At 50.6% G+C, this 21,300-nt stretch carries 21 protein-coding genes and 1 tRNA gene; 20 read left to right on the top strand and 2 right to left on the bottom strand.

Annotation, left to right across the window (positions count from 1 at the left end):
- The first annotated feature begins 147 nt into the window (after positions 1–147).
- The 6 genes from ACI48K_RS11105 to ACI48K_RS11080 all read left to right on the top strand — a co-directional run bounded on the left by ACI48K_RS11105 (position 148) and on the right by ACI48K_RS11080 (position 6,146).
- The gene (locus ACI48K_RS11105) at positions 148–1,779 is read left to right on the top strand and encodes an ABC transporter substrate-binding protein (protein WP_475027665.1); all 1,632 of its coding nucleotides are present in this window, start codon (positions 148–150) and stop codon (positions 1,777–1,779) included.
- A 66-nt stretch (positions 1,780–1,845) separates the two neighbouring features.
- Positions 1,846–2,796, top strand: a complete 951-nt coding sequence (locus ACI48K_RS11100) for an ABC transporter permease (RefSeq protein WP_475027664.1) — start codon at positions 1,846–1,848, stop codon at positions 2,794–2,796.
- Between the two features lie 6 nt (positions 2,797–2,802).
- Positions 2,803–3,648 (top strand): ABC transporter permease, encoded by an 846-nt coding sequence (locus tag ACI48K_RS11095; RefSeq protein ID WP_475027663.1) that lies wholly within the window; start codon positions 2,803–2,805, stop codon positions 3,646–3,648.
- A 53-nt stretch (positions 3,649–3,701) separates the two neighbouring features.
- The gene (locus tag ACI48K_RS11090) at positions 3,702–4,736 is read left to right on the top strand and encodes an ABC transporter ATP-binding protein (RefSeq protein ID WP_475027662.1); all 1,035 of its coding nucleotides are present in this window, start codon (positions 3,702–3,704) and stop codon (positions 4,734–4,736) included.
- The gene (locus ACI48K_RS11085; RefSeq protein ID WP_475027661.1) at positions 4,708–5,682 is read left to right on the top strand and encodes an ABC transporter ATP-binding protein; all 975 of its coding nucleotides are present in this window, start codon (positions 4,708–4,710) and stop codon (positions 5,680–5,682) included. Before ACI48K_RS11090 ends, ACI48K_RS11085 begins: the two co-directional genes overlap by 29 nt.
- Positions 5,683–5,702: 20 nt before the next feature.
- Positions 5,703–6,146: a hypothetical protein gene (locus ACI48K_RS11080; protein WP_475027660.1), complete on the top strand. Its 444-nt coding sequence runs from the start codon at positions 5,703–5,705 to the stop codon at positions 6,144–6,146.
- 95 nt (positions 6,147–6,241) lie between these two features.
- Here ACI48K_RS11080 and ACI48K_RS11075 read toward each other — a convergent pair.
- Together ACI48K_RS11075 and ACI48K_RS11070 are read right to left on the bottom strand one after the other, a co-directional pair.
- Positions 6,242–6,315, bottom strand: a tRNA-Gly gene (locus tag ACI48K_RS11075).
- Positions 6,316–6,463: 148 nt separating this feature from the next.
- Positions 6,464–6,844 carry a PilZ domain-containing protein gene (locus ACI48K_RS11070; protein WP_475027659.1) on the bottom strand — a complete coding sequence of 127 codons (381 nt, stop codon included), beginning with the start codon at positions 6,842–6,844 and terminating at the stop codon, positions 6,464–6,466.
- A 213-nt stretch (positions 6,845–7,057) separates the two neighbouring features.
- On the opposite strand from ACI48K_RS11070, the gene ACI48K_RS11065 reads away from it, so the two are divergent.
- The 14 genes from ACI48K_RS11065 (at position 7,058) to ACI48K_RS11000 (ending at position 21,284) form a co-directional block, all read left to right on the top strand.
- Positions 7,058–7,402, top strand: coding sequence for a PadR family transcriptional regulator (locus ACI48K_RS11065; protein WP_475027658.1), 345 nt, complete (start codon positions 7,058–7,060; stop codon positions 7,400–7,402).
- Entirely contained in the window at positions 7,399–8,064 is a 666-nt protein-coding gene (locus ACI48K_RS11060) for a hypothetical protein (protein WP_475027657.1), read from the top strand. Before ACI48K_RS11065 ends, ACI48K_RS11060 begins: the two co-directional genes overlap by 4 nt.
- A gap of 149 nt (positions 8,065–8,213) precedes the next feature.
- Entirely contained in the window at positions 8,214–9,638 is a 1,425-nt protein-coding gene (locus ACI48K_RS11055; RefSeq protein WP_475027656.1) for a stalk domain-containing protein, read from the top strand.
- A gap of 29 nt (positions 9,639–9,667) precedes the next feature.
- Positions 9,668–10,528 carry a phosphate ABC transporter substrate-binding protein gene (locus tag ACI48K_RS11050; protein WP_475027655.1) on the top strand — a complete coding sequence of 287 codons (861 nt, stop codon included), beginning with the start codon at positions 9,668–9,670 and terminating at the stop codon, positions 10,526–10,528.
- A 143-nt stretch (positions 10,529–10,671) separates the two neighbouring features.
- Positions 10,672–11,556: a phosphate ABC transporter permease subunit PstC gene (gene pstC, locus ACI48K_RS11045; RefSeq protein ID WP_475027776.1), complete on the top strand. Its 885-nt coding sequence runs from the start codon at positions 10,672–10,674 to the stop codon at positions 11,554–11,556.
- On the top strand, positions 11,553–12,434 hold the full coding sequence (gene pstA, locus ACI48K_RS11040; protein WP_475027654.1) for a phosphate ABC transporter permease PstA: 882 nt from the start codon (positions 11,553–11,555) through the stop codon (positions 12,432–12,434). Before pstC ends, pstA begins: the two co-directional genes overlap by 4 nt.
- A 491-nt stretch (positions 12,435–12,925) precedes the next feature.
- The gene (locus ACI48K_RS11035; RefSeq protein ID WP_475027653.1) at positions 12,926–13,915 is read left to right on the top strand and encodes an ABC transporter ATP-binding protein; all 990 of its coding nucleotides are present in this window, start codon (positions 12,926–12,928) and stop codon (positions 13,913–13,915) included.
- Complete coding sequence (locus ACI48K_RS11030; protein ID WP_475027652.1) at positions 13,912–14,907, top strand: ABC transporter ATP-binding protein; 996 nt, start codon at positions 13,912–13,914, stop codon at positions 14,905–14,907. The genes ACI48K_RS11035 and ACI48K_RS11030 overlap by 4 nt, the downstream gene beginning before the upstream one ends.
- A gap of 90 nt (positions 14,908–14,997) precedes the next feature.
- The gene (locus ACI48K_RS11025; protein ID WP_475027651.1) at positions 14,998–16,653 is read left to right on the top strand and encodes an ABC transporter substrate-binding protein; all 1,656 of its coding nucleotides are present in this window, start codon (positions 14,998–15,000) and stop codon (positions 16,651–16,653) included.
- Positions 16,654–16,693: 40 nt separating this feature from the next.
- Complete coding sequence (locus tag ACI48K_RS11020; RefSeq protein WP_475027650.1) at positions 16,694–17,698, top strand: ABC transporter permease; 1,005 nt, start codon at positions 16,694–16,696, stop codon at positions 17,696–17,698.
- 11 nt (positions 17,699–17,709) lie between these two features.
- Positions 17,710–18,606 carry a nickel transporter permease gene (nikC, locus tag ACI48K_RS11015; protein WP_475027649.1) on the top strand — a complete coding sequence of 299 codons (897 nt, stop codon included), beginning with the start codon at positions 17,710–17,712 and terminating at the stop codon, positions 18,604–18,606.
- 495 nt (positions 18,607–19,101) lie between these two features.
- Positions 19,102–19,779 carry an Lrp/AsnC family transcriptional regulator gene (locus ACI48K_RS11010; RefSeq protein ID WP_475027648.1) on the top strand — a complete coding sequence of 226 codons (678 nt, stop codon included), beginning with the start codon at positions 19,102–19,104 and terminating at the stop codon, positions 19,777–19,779.
- A gap of 124 nt (positions 19,780–19,903) precedes the next feature.
- Complete coding sequence (locus tag ACI48K_RS11005) at positions 19,904–20,206, top strand: phasin family protein (RefSeq protein WP_475027647.1); 303 nt, start codon at positions 19,904–19,906, stop codon at positions 20,204–20,206.
- A 16-nt stretch (positions 20,207–20,222) separates the two neighbouring features.
- On the top strand, positions 20,223–21,284 hold the full coding sequence (locus ACI48K_RS11000) for an ABC1 kinase family protein (protein ID WP_475027646.1): 1,062 nt from the start codon (positions 20,223–20,225) through the stop codon (positions 21,282–21,284).
- Positions 21,285–21,300 lie beyond the last annotated feature (16 nt).

Below are 21,300 nucleotides of genomic sequence, written 5' to 3'. Positions count from 1 at the left end.
ATAAAGCAATCCATTTATTGGGTGCCTGTCTAAATTCTATAAATGTCATTTAATTCCGATAGAAAAAGTCAGAAAAAATGATTGCAATTCTCATTTTCCGTGATTATACTAAATCGTACATTCATCATATAGGGGGTACATCATTTTATGAGACGCAAGTATTTATCGCTTTTTGCGCTGCTTATTTCAATCATTACGGTTCTCAGCGCATGTGGAGGCGGCAATGGAAACAATTCGGCCGCGAATTCGAATGCGAATTCGACGCCTCCGGCGAGCAATGACAGCTCGGCGCCAGCCGACAGCGGCCAACCGAAAGACGGCGGATCGCTCATTATCGCCGTTACTGACGACCCGAAAGAGCTTAACCCGCTTTATGCCGGGGACCGGGTGACATTGACGATCAATCAGGCGCTTTACGCACCGTTATTTAATATCGACAATGGAAAGAAGACGTTTGTCCTTGCCGAAAGCGAGACGGTATCGGACGACCATCTGACCTATACGATCAAACTTCGCAGCGGGCTGAAATGGCATGACGGACAACCTATCACGGCGGACGACCTGCTGTTCTCCATCAACAGCATTTTGGATGAAAAGCAGCACAACCCTTTCCGCAGCATGTACGTTTTTAACGGCAAACCGGTTACAGTGAGCAAGGTAGACGATTTGACGGTGAATATCGTGCTGCCGGAGGTTTCCGCAGCGTTTGACGGCGCGCTTGTCCAGTTGTTCCCGATTCCGGAGCATATCTTCAAGGGAGAAGCGGACATCGAGAAGAGCGCCAAAAACAGCAATCCGGTTGGTTCGGGGCCGTTCAAATTCAAGGAATATCGACCTGGCGAATACGTGACTTTGGAGCGCTTTGATGATTACTTTGCGGGAAAAGCTCATTTGGATTCGGTAACCTACCGGATCGCGAAAGACCCGAACGCCGCCAATCTGGCGCTGCAAAACGGCGAAATTCAAATGCGGATGGTCGATACTCAGGATTATCAGAAGCTGAAGGATTCCGGAAAATTTAATCTGCTTGTGTATCCTGAAGGCCGGCTGCAATACATGGTATTCAATTTGAATATTCCGGCCCTGCAGGACGTCAAAGTTCGTCAGGCTATCGCATACGCGCTCGACAAAAATGAAATGATTACGGCTTCTTATTCCTCTTCGGAGTTTGCAGAGCCCGCGCCTTCGATTCTCACGCCGGATACGCTCTATCAGACTTCTGATTTGGAAAAATACGACTACAACCTCGACAAAGCGAAACAGTTGCTTTCGGAAGCGGGCGTTAGCAATCTGAAGCTGCGGCTTGCTTATGCCAATACCAATAAGCCTCAGGAAAGCCAAGCACTGTACGTTCAGCAAAAACTGAAGGATGCGGGCATCGAAGTCGAGCTTCTTCCTATGGATATCACGGCGTTTGGCAATAAAACGCTCGATATGAACAACAAGGATTTTGATCTTAACTTTGGCGGTTATATCATGGGGTATGAGCCGGACGCCTATAAATCGCTGTATTTAAGCAATGAAGCATACAACTATTCCCACTACAAAGATCCTAAATTCGACGAGCTTTGGAACAAGGCCGCCGTGGAAACCGATGAAACGAAGAGAGCGGATCTGTACAAACAAATTCAGCAAACGGTAGCCAATGAAATGACCGTCTATCCGATTGCTTATACCAAAGCGGTTGTCGCTATTGACAACAGCTATGGCGGCATCGAGGAGGCTGTGCCAAAACCGGTTGTTATGCTTGAGGATTTGTCCAAGATTTACAAAAAATAAGAACAGCCAATAAGCATTCCGAACGCCGGCCTATTAAGGCCGGCGTTGGTTTGGGAGGGATACTTCTTGAAAAGCTATGTCCTGCGGCGGATTCTGCAAGCTGTTCCGCTGCTGTTTTTTATTTCGATCGTTTCCTTTATCCTGATCAAGCTGGCTCCCGGAGACCCGGTGCTATCTTTTGTTACGCCCAATATGAGCCCTGAGGACGTGGATCGTATCCGTCATAGTCTGGGACTCACGAAGCCGATGTATCTGCAATATTTCATCTGGCTGAAAAACATGTTCACGGGAGACTTTGGTTATTCGCTGGTCAATCATCGCCCGGTGCTGACTCTGATTGCGGAACGGATCCCGGCTACCGTCGGATTAATGGGGGCGGCGCTTATATTGTCTTTGGTCGTCGCGGTGCCTCTGAGCCTATATGCCGGTTCGCGCAAGGACCGCTTGATCGACAGAATCCTTAGTTTGTTTTCTTACGTAGGTATCTCCATACCAAGCTTCTGGTTCGGCATACTGCTGATCTTTTGGTTTTCCTTTAAGATGCACTGGCTGCCCAGCATGGGCATGCGAACGGTTGGCGTGAGTTCGGCCGCCGACATGATCAAGCACGGGATCCTCCCTGTCCTTGTGCTCAGTTTCATTAATATATCGATGTATATGCGCTATATCCGATCCAGTACGATCTCCGAATTGGAAGAAGATTACGTGCAAATCCAATACGCTTACGGGTCGACCCGCAATACGATCCTGTGGCGGCATGTGTTCCGAAACGTATTGCTGCCGGTCATTACGATCCTGGGCATGTCACTTCCCGAACTCATTGCCGGCGCGTTTATTACCGAGTCGGTGTTTAGCTGGCCGGGAATGGGGTCGCTCGGCATCACTTCCGTAACCGGTTTGGATTATCCCGTGATCATGGGAATTACGATGCTTACGTCCGTTATGCTGGTCATCGGCAATTTAACGGCTGACATACTTTACGGCGTGGTGGATCCGCGCATCAAGACGGCGGGGTGAACAAAGATGAATCATTTGCGATGGCGGGCCATCGTGGCGCAGTTCAAACAGCAAAAGACTGGGTTAGCCGCCCTGTTTATTTTGACCGTCTTTATTTTGGCGGCCGTATTTGCTTTTTTGGCGCCCAATGACCCCAATAAACTCGTGGTTATGGACAGACTGAAGGGGCCAAGTGCCGCCCATTGGTTCGGGACCGACGATTACGGGCGGGATTATTTCGCCAGAGCGCTATATGGCGGGAGAGTTTCCCTTAGCGTCGGGTTTCTTTCCATGATAATATCCGTTACGCTGGGAACCGCCGTAGGTACGATCAGCGGTTACTTCGGCGGGAAAATCGACAATTTGCTTATGCGGCTGGTGGATGTCCTGATGTCCATTCCTTCATTTTTTCTGATGTTGATCTTAAATGCCTATCTCAGACCCGGAATCGGAACCATCGTTTTCATTATCGGCGTATTGAGCTGGATGAGCATTTCCAGAATCGTCAGGGCCGAAACCTTATCCGTGAAGCAGCGCGAATACGTACTTTATGCCAAGGTATCCGGGCAAAGCACGTTTGGCATCATCGTGAAGCACATTATTCCGAGCATTATGCCCACCATCATCGTCTCGGCCACGATGAATATTGCTTCGGCGATTTTGATGGAGTCCTCGCTGAGCTTTTTGGGACTCGGCGTCAAGCAGCCGAATTCCTCGTGGGGAAGCATGTTGAACGATGCCCAGGGTTTTATCAGCGATGCGCCGTATATGGCCGTTTTTCCGGGATTGTTTATCCTGTTGACCGTCCTGTCGTTTAATTTTCTCGGCGATATTTTCCGGACGGCCTTTGAGCCGAAAGCGAGCAAACGTTAATATTTCGATAAATTGGATCAATACGGAACTTTGAATGAAACCGGGGTGAAACCATGACCAACCTATTATCCGTACAAAACCTGAAAACCTCTTATGCGACACAACAAGGCGAAGTTCAATCCGTACGGGGAGTGGACTTTACCCTAAACCAGGGCGAAGTGCTTGGCCTTGTCGGGGAGTCCGGAAGCGGAAAAAGCGTCACCGCCAAATCCATTATGGGTCTTATTCGGCCACCCGGACGGATTAAGGACGGGAAGGCTTTGTTCTTTGGGACCGATCTTTTGAGCATGCCCGAAAAAGAATTGCGGAAAATCCGCGGCAACCGGATATCCATGATTTTTCAGGATCCCATGACCTCCTTGAACCCTGTCATCCGAGTGGGAAAACAGCTAACGGAGGTGATTTTGCGGCACCAAAAGGTGAGCAAAAGCGAGGCCCGCAAGCTGGCGATCGGGCTGCTCCACGACGTGGGGATTCCCTCTCCCGAGCAGCGGATCGATCAGTATCCGCATGAATTCAGCGGCGGAATGCGGCAGAGAGTGATGATTGCCATGGCGCTTTCGTGCAAACCGGAGCTGCTGATCGCCGACGAGCCGACCACCGCCCTGGACGTTACCATTCAGGCGCAAATTTTGAAGCTGATGCAGCAGCTCAAAGAACAAACGAACACGGCGATTATGCTCATCACTCATGACCTGGGCGTGGTTGCTCAAGTCTGTACCAAAGTCATCGTGATGTACGGCGGGCTTATTATGGAGGAGGGGACGGTTGAAGATATTTTTGAGCGCCCGCTTCATCCTTATACGCAAGGCCTGTTGAACTCCATACCGAAATCGTCCGCCGGGACCCGGGAACGCCTGGAGGCCATTGAAGGTACTCCGCCCGATATGCTGACTCCGCCTGCCGGCTGCCCTTTTCAAGAACGCTGCCCTTATGCGGGAAGCATTTGTTCCAAATTGCCGGCTTATCATTATGAGGATATGGGACACCGTTCTCTTTGCTGGATAGGTCAGGACGCGGAAGGCAATGACACCAAGCCGATGAGGAAGGGGGATTCCGATGGACGCTCAGCCGTTGTTGGAGGTTAAAGGGCTCAAAAAGTATTTTTCCGGTTCTTCCGGCGGTACGAAAAGCATGCTGAAAGCCGTGGACGATGTGAGCTTTCACATCCATAAGGGCGAGACCTTTGGTCTCGTAGGGGAATCGGGTTGCGGAAAATCGACCACCGGGCGCAGCATTGCCAGGTTGTATGATGTAACGGAAGGTTCGATTCTGTTCGATGGCCAGGATTTGGCGAAAATGAACGAGCGGCAGATGCGGCCTTACCGGAAAAGAATGCAGACGATTTTTCAAGACCCGTATTCGTCGCTCAATCCCGGCCTGAACGTTACCCAATTGATCAGCGAGCCGCTTGGTATTCACGGCTTCAGGAACAAAAAAGAAAATCGGGAAACCGTTCTTGAACTGCTTGGTAAAGTGGGAATGAAACCGGAGCACGCCGACCGCTACCCCCATGAATTTAGCGGAGGTCAGCGTCAACGGATCAGCATTGCCAGAGCGCTGGCGGTCAAGCCGGAATTCATCGTCTGCGACGAACCGATTTCAGCGCTCGATGTTTCCGTCCAGGCGCAGGTTGTCAATATGCTGGAGGATTTGCAGGCGGAATATGGATTGACCTATTTGTTCATCGCCCATGATCTGTCGATGGTCCGGCATATTTCCGATCGTATCGGCGTTATGTACCTTGGGAAAATGGCGGAAATTGCGCCCAGCGACGAGCTTTATGAACACCCGTCCCATCCTTATACACAGGCACTGCTCGCTGCCATCCCCGTTCCCGATCCTAAAGTGCGCAATCTGACGGCGATCACCGCGCAGGCGGAGACTTTGAGCTCGCCAACCGATTCGGGCGGCTGCAAGTTCGCTTCCAGATGTCCTTTTGCAACCGAACGATGCAAGCAAGAGGAACCGCAGTGGACCAAGATTGGTCCAGAGCATTACGTTGCTTGCCATCTTCACTCCAATAACCATTAAGGGAGGATATTAAACTTCATATGAGCCAGATCAAGTTATCCCAACATACCGCCATCCTGCTGGAGCACGCCCAAAAGGCAGGCCTAGGCCGGGATCGGCTGCTGCAAGCTATTATTTCCCGCGACGTTCAGGCCTTTCATGCGGCGGAAGCGGAGGATTACGAGTATGCGGATTTTTTTGAATACGCGGATGAACACGGAGAACAGCTGGAGCAAGCATTCCTCGAAGGATACCGGATTACGTTCAACACTCGGAACGGGCTGAAAATTTGGCTGGAAGAAGCGTTTCGCTTAAATTCGGGGACCGATTTCAAGGTGGGGGACGGCCGGATCGAAGGCCTTCGGCTTACGGAAGCCGAGCTGGATCGGCTGAAGAAAACTCTGGCCGTCAACTGGGTTGTCCTCACGGAAGAAGACATTCCAAGCGGCAAAGAAATAACGCTGAGCCTTAAAGCCTTGGCTTAATTCATATCAAAAAAGCTCTCCTTTTTTGCGGGGGAGCTTTTTTAATGCGAAAAATATAAAAACCCTTTAGACTCAAAGGGTTTGGCATCATCATATGGAGCGGGTGAAGGGAATCGAACCCTCGCCTCAAGCTTGGGAAGCTGGCATTCTACCATTGAACTACACCCGCAAAAGAAACCTCTGCGCAAAACCACGCTTTTTACACGCGCTGATATTTATTATAAACCCTAAACCTATGGAGATCAAGTCGTGCGAGGTTCTTGTGTAATCTCTATGTAAAATCAAATCCAACAATCTTATGTTCGTTTAAAAGCTTACTATAAGGCGATAATTCGGTGTGACCCGGCCAGGACGCGAAGATCCGCGTTGATTAATTCCCGTTGTTCGGCCGTCAGGCGAAGGGAGATGCCATAGTGAAACAGAGAAGGGCGTATCTCCTTCTGCCAGCGGACTTGCCCCGGAAACACATGCACTTCGTCTTCCAGCTTCAGATGAACGGCCAGATTGATCAAATGTTTCGAAACGTGCAGATCCAGTTTTGTTCGAATCCGGCATCCCGAGCGGCTGATATCAACAATTTCCGCTTGAGCAAGCTTGCTTGTGAACGGAATGTTGTTGATTTCCTTGATTTCGATCCAACAGTCCAGCGGCGGTTTCATGGAATAGCGAAACGGTTCGGTTCTTTGGCTTGTCAGCATGGATGTCCTCCCTGTATCTGGTAAAGTAATTTTGATTATAACGGAAAATCGGGCCATTCGACATGAATCGTTCGTCCCATTTTTCGCCATTTTTCGATATTTTCAAGATCGCACATGCCTATTTAATCAGGAAGTTATTGACAATCGATCTATTTAGCCGCATTATATACTTAGTAATGCTAAATATTAAGCAAAATCAGGACGGTGAGAAATATGGGCGATACGGCCAGCCAATTAAAGAAAGGTGTCTTGGAAATTCTGGTACTCCACCTGCTGAGCCGTTCAGATTTATACGGCTACGATTTGATCAGCCAATTGGATGAACGGAGTCGTGGCTTTTTCAAAATGAAGGAAGGCACATTATACCCTGTATTATACCGTTTGGAGGACTCCGGGCTTGTTTCCAGCTATTGGGAGCAGGATAACGGCAAACGCGGCGTCAGGAGGAAATACTACCGGATCACGGAGCCCGGCCGCTCCAAAGCTGGCGAAATGCGGCAAGAGCTTTCGTTGTTTTTTGGTTCCATTAAAATGGTGCTGGGAGAGGATATCGAATGAGCAAGATCGATCATTATGTAAACGAAGTGCTGGCTCATATCCAAGCCAAAGGTTCGGTTAAGCAGAGAATCCGGGACGATCTGGAGGCTTCGCTGAGCGACCGGCTGGCTTTTGCGGGAGACGAGGATCGGGTCATAGCGGGGCTTGGATCGCCTGCCGAAATGGCAGCGGAGTATATGGACAATTTATATGAAGGAGAAGGAACTTTTCGGGCCATTCCGCATTATGCGGGAAATTGGGAATATCGCTCCAAAACCACCCTGTTCGGCCTGCCTCTGGTCCATATCAATGTAGGTAGAGGTTACTGGGCCAATAGACCGGGCATTGCCAAGGGGATTATCGCCATCGGCGATGTCGCTCTGGGCGGCGTTGCAATTGGCGGGGTGGCGCTGGGTGTCTTGAGTCTCGGAGCCGTGTCCGCGGGGCTGCTGTCTTTTGGCGGAATCGCTCTCGGATTGTTGCTGGGATGCGGCGGGGTGGCTATTGGGGCGCTGGCCGTCGGCGGAGTCGCTATCGGCGTGTTTGCGCTCGGAGGTGCGGCTGTTGGGCAAGCGGCAATCGGGGATGCGGTATACGGCAAATTCATTCATGATGTCTCGGTTTCAGGCAATCCTACCTGGCAGATCATCAAGCAGATGGCCAAGCGTATATTAAATTCGTAAATAAATGTAAAATGGCGATCCCGTTACAGACCTGTGACGGGATTTTTTTCTATTCTTTTTACATAACATTACAATTTGCGAGAATTGCATTAACAATTCTATACGACAATCAATAGTAGTTACATAAGCCAATGAAAAGGGTGAAATGAATGAAAAATAGTAAAGTGATGAGTATGTTCATCGCTTCTGCCTTGCTGACTTCCGCCGCAGCGGTGGGTACTGCAGGGGCCGCAGCGGACAAGAAACCAGAATTGAAGACAGCCGCTGTCAAAACAGCCACCATTCAAGTAGGTACCAAAAGCTTTACGATCGACGGCAGTTCGGTAACGCTGAAATCGGCAGTCGTGAACAAAGTGACTCTTTACTCTCTTCGCGATCTCGCGGGCGGAATCGGCGCTTCTATTAAACAAAGCGGATCCAGTCTGGTAGTTTCGGATGGCTCGGGATTACACGCAGTTACATTGAAAGTTGGCTCCAAAACGTATCAGCTTGACGGCCAAGACGCACAATTTACGGTCGCTCCCCAATCCGTATCCGGCTCCGTATTTGTAGAAGCGGGTTTGCTTGTAAAAGCATTGGGCGGCGAAGTGATCTCCAGCAGCGAACTTCGCAGCACAGCTCGTCTCACCGGCGAATTCTCCGCTCCTTTCTTTGATGCTAACGGAAACGTGATCGTCAGCAAAGACGACAGCGAAACTCCACAACTGGTTAAATTGAACGCAAACGGACAATATGAAGTGTTCTCCGATAACGAATACGCTGTTGAGATTGCCGTATCCCCGGACCAAACCAAAGGCGCATTCACAGACGGTAACGGCGGACTGTTCCTTATCAATACGGCTACCGGCAGCATCAAGCAGCTTAGCTCGGATTCTACCGTGAAAACAGACCTGGCATGGTCGGGCGACGGCACAAAGATCTACTTTGTACAAGGCGACAAACAAGAGAAGATTTCTTACATAAGCGTAGACACCGGTAAAATTACCGAAGTCGTTGCCGACAAAGTGGAAAATAAAGCCGAGCTTCAAGTATCCGCGGACGGAAGCAAAATCGCTTATTTCGTCATCGTTACAGGCAACGCGCAACAAGATGCGGCCGGAACCGAAGACTCCCTTACGATCGACTTCTCCAGCGCCGGCTTCCAAGCATACTCGCTTGACCTTGCTACGAAAGGTGCTAAGCCTGTCAAACTGACTAAAGAATTTGATAACAAAACTTCGCTGTCCATTCTCGCTGACGGACGAGTATCCTATATCAGCGGAGATCCTGACGGTGCGGCCAACAATACGCTTAAAGCGATTTCCGCAGACGGATCCAAAATCGACACTTTGGTCTCCGACGAAAATGTTGTTTCCAGCGGAGTTGTGTCGGGCAAACTGGTTGTTCTCGCCGATGCGGCAGACGGCAGCAGCAAACTTTATGAGGTTTCCGCTTCCGGCCAGAAAACCGAACTATACAGCACCACTGCAACAGTAACCGATTGGAACGTCTCCTCTAACGGAACGATCGCGTTGATCACGGACGGTAAAGTCGTTCTGGTGCAAGCCGGCCAAGGCACCGAATTAACAAAATAAAATAGGGATTCGAAAGGAGCTTTACAACCATGAAATGGTTTAAAAAACTTTCTTTAGTTACGATCGCGTCTGCGGTCCTGTTAACCACTGCGGTAACGGGCGCTGCCTGGGCCAAAGACGATTTGAAGGGTAAAATTACGATTAACGGTTCGACCGCGCTGCTGCCGCTGACGCTGCAAGCTGCGAAAGAATTCCAAAAGCTGCACCCTGGCGTGAAAATCGCCGCTTCGGGTAAAGGTTCCGTAACCGGACCGCAAGCCGTTAAGAAAGGGATCGCCCAAATCGGCGCTTGCGACTGGGATGCAAGCACGAATGTGCCTGGATTCAGCGCATTCGCAGGCCAAGTGGCTAACAAAGTAGCCGTGATCCCATTTGCAACCATCGTCAACAAAAACGTAAATGTGGATAACTTGACTATGGATCAACTTAAAGGGATCTTCTCCGGAAAAATCACCAACTGGAAAGATGTTGGCGGCGACAACAAAGACATCGTAGTTATCACTCGTGCCTTTGGTTCCGGCACTCGCGTTAACTACCAGGCAAAAGCGCTTGGCGGCGGCGACATCGTGAAAAAAGAGAAGAACTATAAAGAGGTTGGTTCCAGCGGCGATATGAAAACAGCCGTTGCAACGACGCCAAACTCGATCGGTTTCATCGACTTGACTTACATCAGCGGTGGCGACATCAAAGCCGTTAAATTTAACGGAGTTGCCGCTTCGACAACTAACGTGATCAACGGAACGTACAAGATTTGGTCTTATGGCTACTACATGACTAAAGGGCAACCTACCGGTGCAACCAAAGCCTTCATCGAATATGTTCAAGGCAAGAAGTTCCAAGAAAGTTCGCTGAAGAAGTTGAAATTTATCCCGATCGGGGCCATGAAATAATCCAACTTCATCTCGATTGAATAAACCGGCCAGCCCTATACATTAGGGCTGGTTGCTGTATGGGAGGAACTTAGGTGAACACGCCTGCGCAAAATGCCGAGCCATCCGCTGGAACGGCGCTGAATTCGTTATCCGGACGAAGTCTGACCAAGAAATTCTCAAAAACTTATTTTATAAACAATTTTTTCAAAAACTATTTTCTGTTCAGTATTCTGGCGCTTTGCCTCGTTCTGGCGATGGTCGTCTTTTTCATCGGTAAAACGGCAGTTTTAACGTTTCGTGATGTTTCACCCGCCGAGTTCTTTCTGTCGCTCAACTGGACACCGGAAGAAGATAAATTTGGCGCCGCCTTATTTATTTTGAACACGTTGTCCTTAACCGTGCTGACTATGGTAATCGCTGTGCCGATCTCCGTGGGAATGGCCATACTGATTGCGGAAATCGCTCCGAAATGGATGAAAAATTTCACTCGGCCGATCCTCGATTTGCTGGTGGGAATCCCCTCCATTGTATATGGCTATCTTGGCCTAACCGTGCTGCTTCCGTTTCTTCGGAATCTAAGCGGAGAGGGGCTTGGCGACGGTGTTCTTGCCGCTGCTTTGGTCTTAACGATCATGATCTTGCCGACAATCAGCCGTATCAGCGACGATGCGATTACCGCCGTGCCGAAGAAATACCGTGATGCGGCCTATGCTTTGGGTTCAACGCGTTTGCAGGTCATTTTCAAAGTCATTTTACCGGCCGCAGGGCGCGGTATAATTGCGGCGATCATTCTGGGGATGACCCGGGCGATCGGCGAGACGATGGCCGTCGTTATGGTCATCGGCAACACGCCGCAGTTGGCCAAAACACTGTTTACGCCGGCGTCGGTGTTGACCAGTAATATCGTTATGCAGATTTCCAACGTTGAGTTCGATTCGACCTGGAACTATGCTTTGCACATGATGGCCTTCCTGCTTCTGGTTATCTCGTTCCTGCTGATTTTGCTCATCCGCTTCATTGGACGCAAAGGAGGGGCAGAGTCATGACAGGATTTAAAGCGTCCCCCAAAAACGTTCGTTCCGTATTTTGGGACCGGACGGCAACTGCTTGCTTCTACGGGCTTGGCGGCATCATCATGCTGTTTATTTTCTGGCTCCTGTTTACGATTCTCAGCAAAGGCCTTCCAAGTATCTCATGGCAATTTCTGGTCAAGCTGCCGGAGGAAATCGATCCCGGCGGCGGCATCGGTCCGATGCTGTTCAACTCGTTTTATGTCCTCATCCTCTCGCTTATTATTTCGATTCCGATCGGACTTGGCGCGGGAATTTATATGGCCGAATACGCACCGAAAAACAAATTCACCGAAGCTTTGCGAATTTGCGTAGAGTCGCTGTCCTCCGTGCCATCCATCGTGTTTGGTCTGCTGGGCCTAGCCATTTTCGCCGAATACTTTGGCATTGGATTGACGATTCTTGGCGGGGCGGTGAGCCTTGCGTTCCTCAATCTACCGATGCTTGCCAGAGTTACCGAAGAAGCGGTGCGCGCTGTTCCGGATGATTTGCGCAATGCTTCCTACGCGCTTGGCTCAACCAAATTCCAAACAATCCGTTCCGCGGTCATCCCCGTTGCGATGCAGGCGATCGTCACCGGCGTATGTCTCGTGGCAGGACGCGCGTTTGGTGAATCCGCCGTCATCATTTTAACGGCCGGGCTCAGCACATCCGGTGAGATGTGGGATTTCAACCTGCTTTCCCCGGGGGAAACGCTGGCCGTTCATTTGTGGTACGTCCAATCGGAGGCTATTGTTGAGGATGCACGTCAAATTGCCGATAGATCGGCGGCGGTGCTTGTGTTCATCGTGCTGATGATCAATCTCGTGTTCCGTGTGCCGCTTTGGTTCAATAATCGAAAACTGAAAAAATAGGCTTGAAACGCCGAAGAGATTCTCTTCGGCGTTTTTTAATATCATTCTCCAGTAAAATGAAAGCGTTTGTTAAAAAAATGCTATTGTCTATCCTCTCAAAATGCTGTAAAGTAACATATCAAATATACCGTTTTGCATTCATGTAAGTAATGCTAACATCTCAATTGACCGTAGTTCGATTTTTTGTCACAAACTGTCGAAAATGATGACTTTTACGAGAAGTCTCTGATTGACAAGGATAAGGAAATTTGTATACCCCAGGACTTTATTGAAACACAGCGAAGAAGCGTAAATTTACATTTGTCTTTATCAGAGAGACAAAACTAGCGATTGTTCATTAACGGGGTTTGTTTTTTCATACCCCGGGACTTCATCGTATTGCAGCGAGATAGAGAGAATGAACATATGTCTATTTCATAGGGACACCAAATAAAAGTTTAAATAAATGTCTCGTTGCTGCATCCACTATCTTGACGAAAAGAGGCTGTAACATGATTCAACCCATTTTGCAGATCAAGGATTTACGCACACATTTTTTTACCGATCGTGGAGAAGTCCCTGCGGTGGATGGCGTTAATCTGTACGTGAATCCTGGAGAAGTGCTTGGCGTGGTCGGCGAATCGGGCTGCGGCAAAAGTGTTACCTCCCTATCCGTTCTTAAGCTTGTGCCGAACCCTCCGGGTAAAATTGTCGGCGGCTCGATTTATTTCAAAGGGCAGGATATCGTTCCGCTCAAGGAACGGGAGATGCGGGCCATTCGCGGCAATTCGATCTCGATGATATTCCAGGAGCCGATGACCTCGCTGAATCCGTTGTTTACGGTGGGGAACCAAATCGGGGAAGCGATCCGAATGCATCGGGGGCTGACGAAGAAGGAAGCCCGGGCGCAAACGATCGAAATGCTGACCAAGGTTGGCATACCAAGGCCGGAGGCTATCATCGACGAGCATCCTCATCAGCTCTCGGGGGGCATGCGGCAGCGGGTTATGATTGCGATGGCGATCTCCTGCAGCCCCGAACTGTTGATCGCGGATGAGCCTACGACGGCGCTTGACGTAACGATTCAGGCGCAAATCCTCGATCTGATCCGGCGGTTGAACCAAGAGAACGGCACCGCGGTGATGATGATTACCCACGATCTGGGCGTCGTTGCCGAAATGTGCCATAGGGTAGCGGTTATGTACGCGGGAAAGGTTGTGGAAGAAGGCAGTGTCCACGATATTTTTAAAAATCCGCTGCATCCCTACACGCAAGGATTGATCAAATCGGTTCCACGGATGAACGAGCAGAGAAGCCGGCTCTACTCCATTCCCGGCAACGTCCCGATTCTGAACACGGAAATGAAAGGCTGCCGGTTTGCAGAGCGTTGTCCGCACACCACGCAGCGATGCCTGGAACAATTGCCGGAGCTTAAAGAGTACGAATCGGCCCATAGCTGCCGATGCTGGCTGCATGAAACGGCACAGGAGGAAGTCGTATGAGCGAACCATTGCTTCAAGTCGAACATTTGAAAAAATACTATCCGATCGCCCAAGGCTTTTTCGGAAAAGCACAGCAATTCGTCAAAGCGGTGGACGACATCTCGTTTACCGTTCGCAAAGGCGAGACCTTCGGTCTCGTTGGAGAGAGCGGATGCGGCAAATCGACAACCGGACGCTCTTTGCTCCGATTGATCGAACCAAGCGGCGGAAAAATCATCTTTGACGGTCAGGAAATTACCGCGTTATCCGACGAGCAGCTGCGGAAGAAACGAAAAGATATGCAGATTGTGTTTCAAGATCCTTATTCATCTCTCGATCCTAGGCACACGGTGCAGCGCATTCTTGAAGAGCCGCTGATCGTGCACGGCGTCGGCAACGGCAAGGAGCGGCAGCAGATCATTGACCGGTTAATCGATGTCGTAGGCCTGACGCCAAGCCATTTGCAGCGTTATCCGCATCAATTCTCCGGAGGCCAACGCCAGCGTGTCGGTATTGCTCGGGCGCTTGCGCTGCAGCCTAAGCTGATCGTTGCCGACGAGCCCGTATCCGCCCTGGACGTATCGATCCAGTCGCAGGTCGTGAATCTGCTGCAGGACCTGCAGGCAGAGTTTGGGCTCACCTACATTTTTATCGCTCATGATCTCAGCGTCGTGAAACATATCTGCGACCGCGTGGCGGTGATGTATTTGGGCAGAATCGTGGAGATTGCGGATAAAGATACGTTGTATTCCAAACCGCAGCATCCGTACACGCAGGCTCTTCTCTCCGCGGTGCCGGAACCGGATCCGGATTTTAAGCCGGAACGGATTATTTTGCAGGGCGAGGTTCCAAGCCCGGCTAACGCTCCGGTGGGCTGCGCGTTTCATACGCGTTGTCCGAAGGCGATGGAAATCTGCCGCTTGAAACGTCCGGAGCTCGCGCAAACGGAGTCAGGCCACCAAACCGCTTGTCATTTATTTGATTCCGAGGTTTCATCGGAAACCGCCGTCTAGACGTAAGGAACATGGTTTATAGCCCGGCCAAGGCCCGGCTTTATATAAACAAACACAAATAAAACTTAAGCGAAGGAAGGGAGTCACAAAATGAAGGTGAAAAGATGGGGTAGCGTCGCATTGATTTTAATGATTAGCTCGGCACTCGCTCTCAGCGGATGCGGCGGCGGCAAGAACAACAATGGTGCAGCAGCCGGCACGAACACGGGGGGTAACACAGAAACGACTTCCCAGTCCTCGCAGGATACTTTGATCGTAGGTCGCGGAGGAGACTCGGCTTCGCTGGACGCTTCGATCGTAACCGATGGCGAGTCGTTGAAGATCGCTCACCAAGTGTATGATTCTTTGCTGGAGTACAAAGAGGGTACCACCGAAGTGGAACCATCGCTGGCCGAAAGCTGGACGGTTTCCGATGACGGTTTGACTTACACGTTCAAACTTCGCCAAGGCGTCAAGTTCCATGACGGAACGGACTTCAACGCCGATGCTGTTGTATTCAACTTCAACCGCTGGAGCGATCCGAAGAGCGAATTTAAGTTCGAAGGAGACTCTTTCGACTATTACGATTCGATGTTTGGACCGGACGGTCATCGCGTCATCAAGGAAGTGAAAGCCGTTGATCCGAATACGGTTGAATTTACGCTGAATCAGCCGCAAGCGCCGTTCCTGCAAAACCTGGCCATGACTTCCTTTGGTATCGCCAGCCCGACGGCCATTCAAGAGAAAAAGGAAAACTTCAAAAACGAGCCGGTAGGTACGGGACCGTTCGTGTTCAAAGAATGGAAACGCAACGACTCGATCACGCTGGAGAAAAACGCAAACTACTGGAAGCAGGGTCTTCCGAAGCTGAACAAAGTTATCGTACGTTCCATTCCGGACAACTCCGCACGGTTTAACGCGCTGCAAAGCGGCGAAATCGATTTGATGGAAGACTTGAACCCGGACGATTTGGCAACGCTGCAAAGCAATCCGGATCTGCAGCAGATCGAACGTCCGTCCAATAACGTGGGTTACCTCGGCTTCAACCTGAAGAAAAAACCGTTTGACGATGTCAAGGTTAGACAAGCGCTGAACCACGCCGTCGACAAGCAGGGCATTATCGACGCCTTCTTCGCAGGTCAGGCTACACCGGCCGTCAACCCGATGCCGCCTTCGCTCTGGGGCTACAACGACAGCATCAAAGACTACGATTACAACTTGGATGAAGCCAAGCAATTGCTGGCCGAAGCGGGATATCCGAACGGGTTGCCTGGCGAGTATACGTTCTACGCAATGCCTGTAGCGCGTCCGTACATGCCTGACGGCAAAAAAGTAGCCGAAGTCATTCAAGCGGATTTTGAAAAAATCGGCGTAAAAGTGAAGATCGAATCTCCGGAATGGGCGACCTACCTGGACGATGCGAAAGCCGGCGAAAAAGACGATCTGTACATGCTCGGCTGGACGGGCGACAACGGAGACCCGGACAACTTCCTTTACACGCTGCTTGATAAAGATGCCATCGGCTCCAACAACTACAGCTATTATTCCAATGATCAGCTTCATGAAATTTTAGTCCAGGCGCAAAAGGAAACGGATCAAACCAAACGGGCCGACCTGTACAAACAAGCTCAAGAAATCATTAAAGTAGACGCGCCATGGATTCCCCTTGTGAATACGACGCCTCTGCTGGCGGCCAAAGCCAACCTGAAGGGTTATGTTCCGGCTCCGACGGGCACCGAGTATTACAGCAACATCTATTTTGAATAACTTGGCGGTAATCTAACGCCATTGGTAGGTGAACCTTAACTTGAAGTCCTATATTTTAAAACGAATACTGATCATGGTTCCCGTCCTAATTGGAATGACGATTATCGTGTTTTCCATTATTCATGCGATTCCTGGCGACCCGGCAGAAACAATCCTGGGCCAAAAAGCAACAGAGCAGTCCAAGGAAGCGCTGCGGGAACAGCTGGGTTTGAACAATCCGTGGTATGAACAATACTTCTCCTATTTGGGAGATTTGGTAAAAGGAGATCTGGGTCAATCGATCCGCACGAAAGTGCCGATTACCCAGGAGATCACTCCTTATCTGGCGGCAACCGCCGAGCTTACCTTCGCGGCGATGCTGTTCGCGGTATTTGTTGGGGTCAATGCCGGTATCATCAGCGCCTGGAGGCAAAACTCATGGTTTGACTACGTCTGTATGCTGATCGCGCTCATCGGGGTTTCGATGCCGATTTTCTGGCTCGGTCTTATGGAGCAGTGGATCTTCTCGCTGAAGCTGCACTGGCTCCCTTCGATCGGCCGTATGAATCAGCGCGATCCGGTCGAGTCCATCACCAATTTATACCTGCTGGACAGCATTTTGGCGGGCCGCTGGGATCAATTCTGGACGGTCGTCAAACATCTGATTCTTCCGAGCATTGCGCTCGGCACGATTCCGATGGCGGTCATCGCCCGCATGACCCGTTCCAGCATGCTGGAAGTCATGAATTCGGATTTTATCCGCACGGCCAAAGCCAAGGGCTTGTCGCAATTTCTCGTCGTTTACAAGCATGCGCTCAAAAATGCGTCTATTCCCGTGCTGACGGTCATCGGTCTGCAAACCGGCGCCCTGCTTGGCGGAGCGGTTTTGACCGAGACGATTTTCGCTTGGCCGGGCGTGGGCCGCTACATTTATGAAGCGATCAGCTCGCGGGATTATCCGGTCATTCAATCCGGAATCCTGATTATCGCCTTTATATTCGTTGTTATCAATTTGATCGTGGATCTGCTTTATGCGGCAGTCGATCCGCGCATCCGCTATCGGTAAGGAGGGAAACCATGGCTCAAGTTACAGCAACCGCAGCAAGCAAGTCCGCCGTTTCGGCGGAAAAGGTTTCCGGACCTTGGCGCGATGCGTGGAAGGCATTCCGCAAGAACAAAATCGCGATGGCGGGTCTTGTGATGATTGCGATTTTTATCGTCATCGCCTTGCTGGCTCCCGTTATCGCACCGTACGATTACAAGGCGCAGGTGCTGGCCGACCGCCTGAAGGCTCCGTCCTCCCAGCATTGGTTCGGAACGGATGACCTCGGCCGGGATTTGTTCACCCGGGTATTGTACGGGGCTCGAATCTCGCTTTGGGTGGGTACGTTTTCGGTGCTCGGTTCCATCGTTTTGGGAACCTTGCTTGGCATTCTGGCCGGCTTCTACGGCAAATGGGTAGACATGATCATTTCGCGTCTGTTTGATATTTTGCTCGCTTTCCCAAGCATCCTTCTCGCCATCGCCATCGTGGCGATTCTGGGGCCATCGCTGCAAAATGCGTTGTACGCGATCGCTATCGTGAACATTCCGACGTACGGCCGATTAGTCCGGGCGAAGGTGCTCAGCCTGAAATCGGAGGAATATATCACGGCGGCTAGGGCGATCGGGATGAAGAACAGCGGCATTTTGGTGCGGCATATTTTGCCGAACAGCTTAACGCCGATTATCGTACAAGGGACGCTGGGCATCGCGACGGCCATTATCGAAGCGGCCGCGCTTGGTTTTCTTGGCCTGGGGGCTCAGCCTCCGGCGCCGGAATGGGGTAAGATGTTATCGGACTCGCGGCAGTTTATCGCCACGGCGCCATGGACGGTTATTTTTCCGGGGATATCAATTATGTTGACCGTACTGGCATTCAATCTGATGGGCGATGGCTTGCGCGATGCTTTGGATCCAAGAATGAAAAGCTGATTTCAATAGTAGAAAGCTGCCGGAGATGTTTCCGGCAGTCAGGTTGTCGAGACAGCCGAGAATATCGCGGCAGCCAGATTGTCGAGTAACCCCCGTCTTGGAGACAAGACGGGGGTTCTCTTTTTTTCTGGAAAGAGATCCGTGAGCTTTAGGGGCAGCTTGCAGCTTTCCTGCAATAATGCAATAATTTCTCGCGTTTTCCTTTCGTCAGTGCCGAAAAATGTAAAATGACTGTATATTCGCAGGTATTTCCGTGATCCGTCCAAGTGAGTTCTTCTGCTTGTTCATGAGTTCACCTCATGTCATGTCCGCATTGATCGACTCACTGATTTCAGTCTTTCATCTAAAAGCGGGCGAAGGAAGGCTAACGCAAGGCCGGAACCGGTGTTTTTTGATAAGTACAATCTCATATCTTGACTATCGATAAATGGAATGGTAACATAAAAACACAAAAAACCAAAAAACCAAAAAACGAACTTTTTGAGGTGAATATCCATGCCGCTCACGAAACGCAGACTGCAGCTGCTGGGACACTTGGTGGAGCTTTATCAGCGAACGCGCTTGCCCATTCATTATGAGACGTTGGCCCGTTCACTCGGGATCAGCAAATGGACCGCTTACGACATGCTGAAGGAAATTGAAAAGCTTGGGTTTGTGACTCGCGACTATGAATTGAATACCAAAGAAACGGGCCGTTCTCAGGTGGTCTTTTCACCGACCAACAAGGCGACCGATCTATTCAAGCAAAAACGGAGCGATTCCTATAACCCGCCGGATTGGGAGCAGACGGTTGCTTCTATTCGCAAGCTGCTGCAAGACGTAAAAGGCGGCAACATAAACGAGTTGATCCGAAAGGTAATGAGCGAGATTCCGTCCAAGGCCTCCAGTATTGAGTTTTGCGGCTATATCCTTGGTCTGATGCTGGTCTATGTCAAAAAGCTCGGGGGCAAGACGGAAACGTTAATCCGTTTGGTGGTCAGCAAAACGCCTAATCTGGAAAACGGCACCCTGATGTTTGTGGGAACGGTTCTCGGCACCATTATTCAAACCATCAATGATGAGTTGGGCACGGAATTTGCGGAAATTGTGTCTGATTTTCTTGGCATGATGGATCAAATGTCCAACCAGGAGCAGCGGATGCTGTCGACTCTGTTGCACGAAGCATTGGCTTGACGGAACTTCGGTTCTCGTTAGCTGGCTTGTCTTTAGTTTTTGGGTATCTTGTGGATTATAGACGTTTATTTTTGAATCGGGTTTATCCCTGTAATGGGGTATATAGGAAAGGAGCTGCACACGAATGAAAACGAAATTGGAAAAAGCGATGATGCTCGGGATCGGTCTGGCCGCGGTGGGCAAAGAGCATATTGAAGCATCGGTAGAAGCGCTGATCAAAAAGGGGGAGAACGGCGGCATGGACGTTCGTTCCCGGGTTGACGAACTGATCTCTCGCGGCGAGGAAGCGCAGCGGCATGCGGAGGAACGGATTCGCGAGCGGATTCGGTCGGTTTTCCCGAAACCAGAGCAGCCGGGTGGCGATGAACTCGAGCAGTTAAAACTTCGTATCCATGCTCTTGAACAAAAAGCAGACTTGAAAAACTAACGGGGGTGCGGGACCGGTGGTGTATACGAGTATCAGCCGGGTTCAGCGTTATCGGACCATCTGTTCCGCTTTGGTCCGCAGCGGTTTTGGATTTATTCTCGATAGAGGCCAGGGAGAAGCGGAGGACTTCTTAAACGGTCCGCTGGATTTACAAACCGCAGGCAAACATATCCGGCTGCTCCTGGAGGAATTGGGGACCGCGTTTATCAAACTGGGGCAGCTCGCAAGCACTCGGCCCGATTTGCTTCCTCAGCCTATTTTGGACGAGTTGGCCAAGCTTCAGGATAATGTTCCTCCGTTTTCATACGCTGACGTCTGCATCATTCTGGAACAAGAATTGGGGGCTCCCATCTCGCAGCTTTTTCAATTTTTTGAGCCGCAGCCTTTAGCCGCAGCTTCCATTGGGCAGGTTCATCGTGCCATTCTGGCCAACGGTATGGAAGTGGCCGTCAAAGTTCAGCGGCCGCAAATTTCTCAACTTGTTGAAACGGATTTGGACATATTGGCCGATTTGGCTCGGCTGGCCGACCGGTATGGCGGCTGGTCGGCCAGTTGGAGGCTGACCGAGGTGGTGGAGGAACTGGTCCCAAGTTTGCTTGATGAGTTGGATTACCGAGTAGAAGCTTCCAATCTGGAGCGATTTGCCCGCGCAGCGCGCGATTGGAAACATGTGCGCATCCCTGCCGTATACCGCGCTTATTCCGGCGAAAGGGTATTAACCATGGAATATATCCCGGGAATTCGCCTGTCCGACACCGCACGGCTGAAGGAACAGGGAGTCCGGAAGCATGTGGTGGCTGAACGTTTGGCAGGTACGATATTTCGGCAAATTCTGGTTGACGGCGTATTTCACGCCGATCCTCACCCGGGCAATATTCTGGTTTTACCCGGCGAAGAGATTGCGCTTCTCGATTTTGGAATGGTGGGCCGCTTGTCCGCACATACGCAAAAACATTTTGGGTCCTTTATCGTCGCTTTGCGGAACAGAAGCTCAAAGGGAGTGATGCGCGCCATCGAGCGGCTGGGCATGGTTCCCGAAGAGGTTGATCGCGGCAAGCTGTACAGGATACCCCTTTAAAAGAGGTCCGTTTAGG

It is taken from the genome of Paenibacillus terrisolis, assembly GCF_056171975.1.
This window is presented reverse-complemented; position numbering and strand designations above follow the sequence as displayed.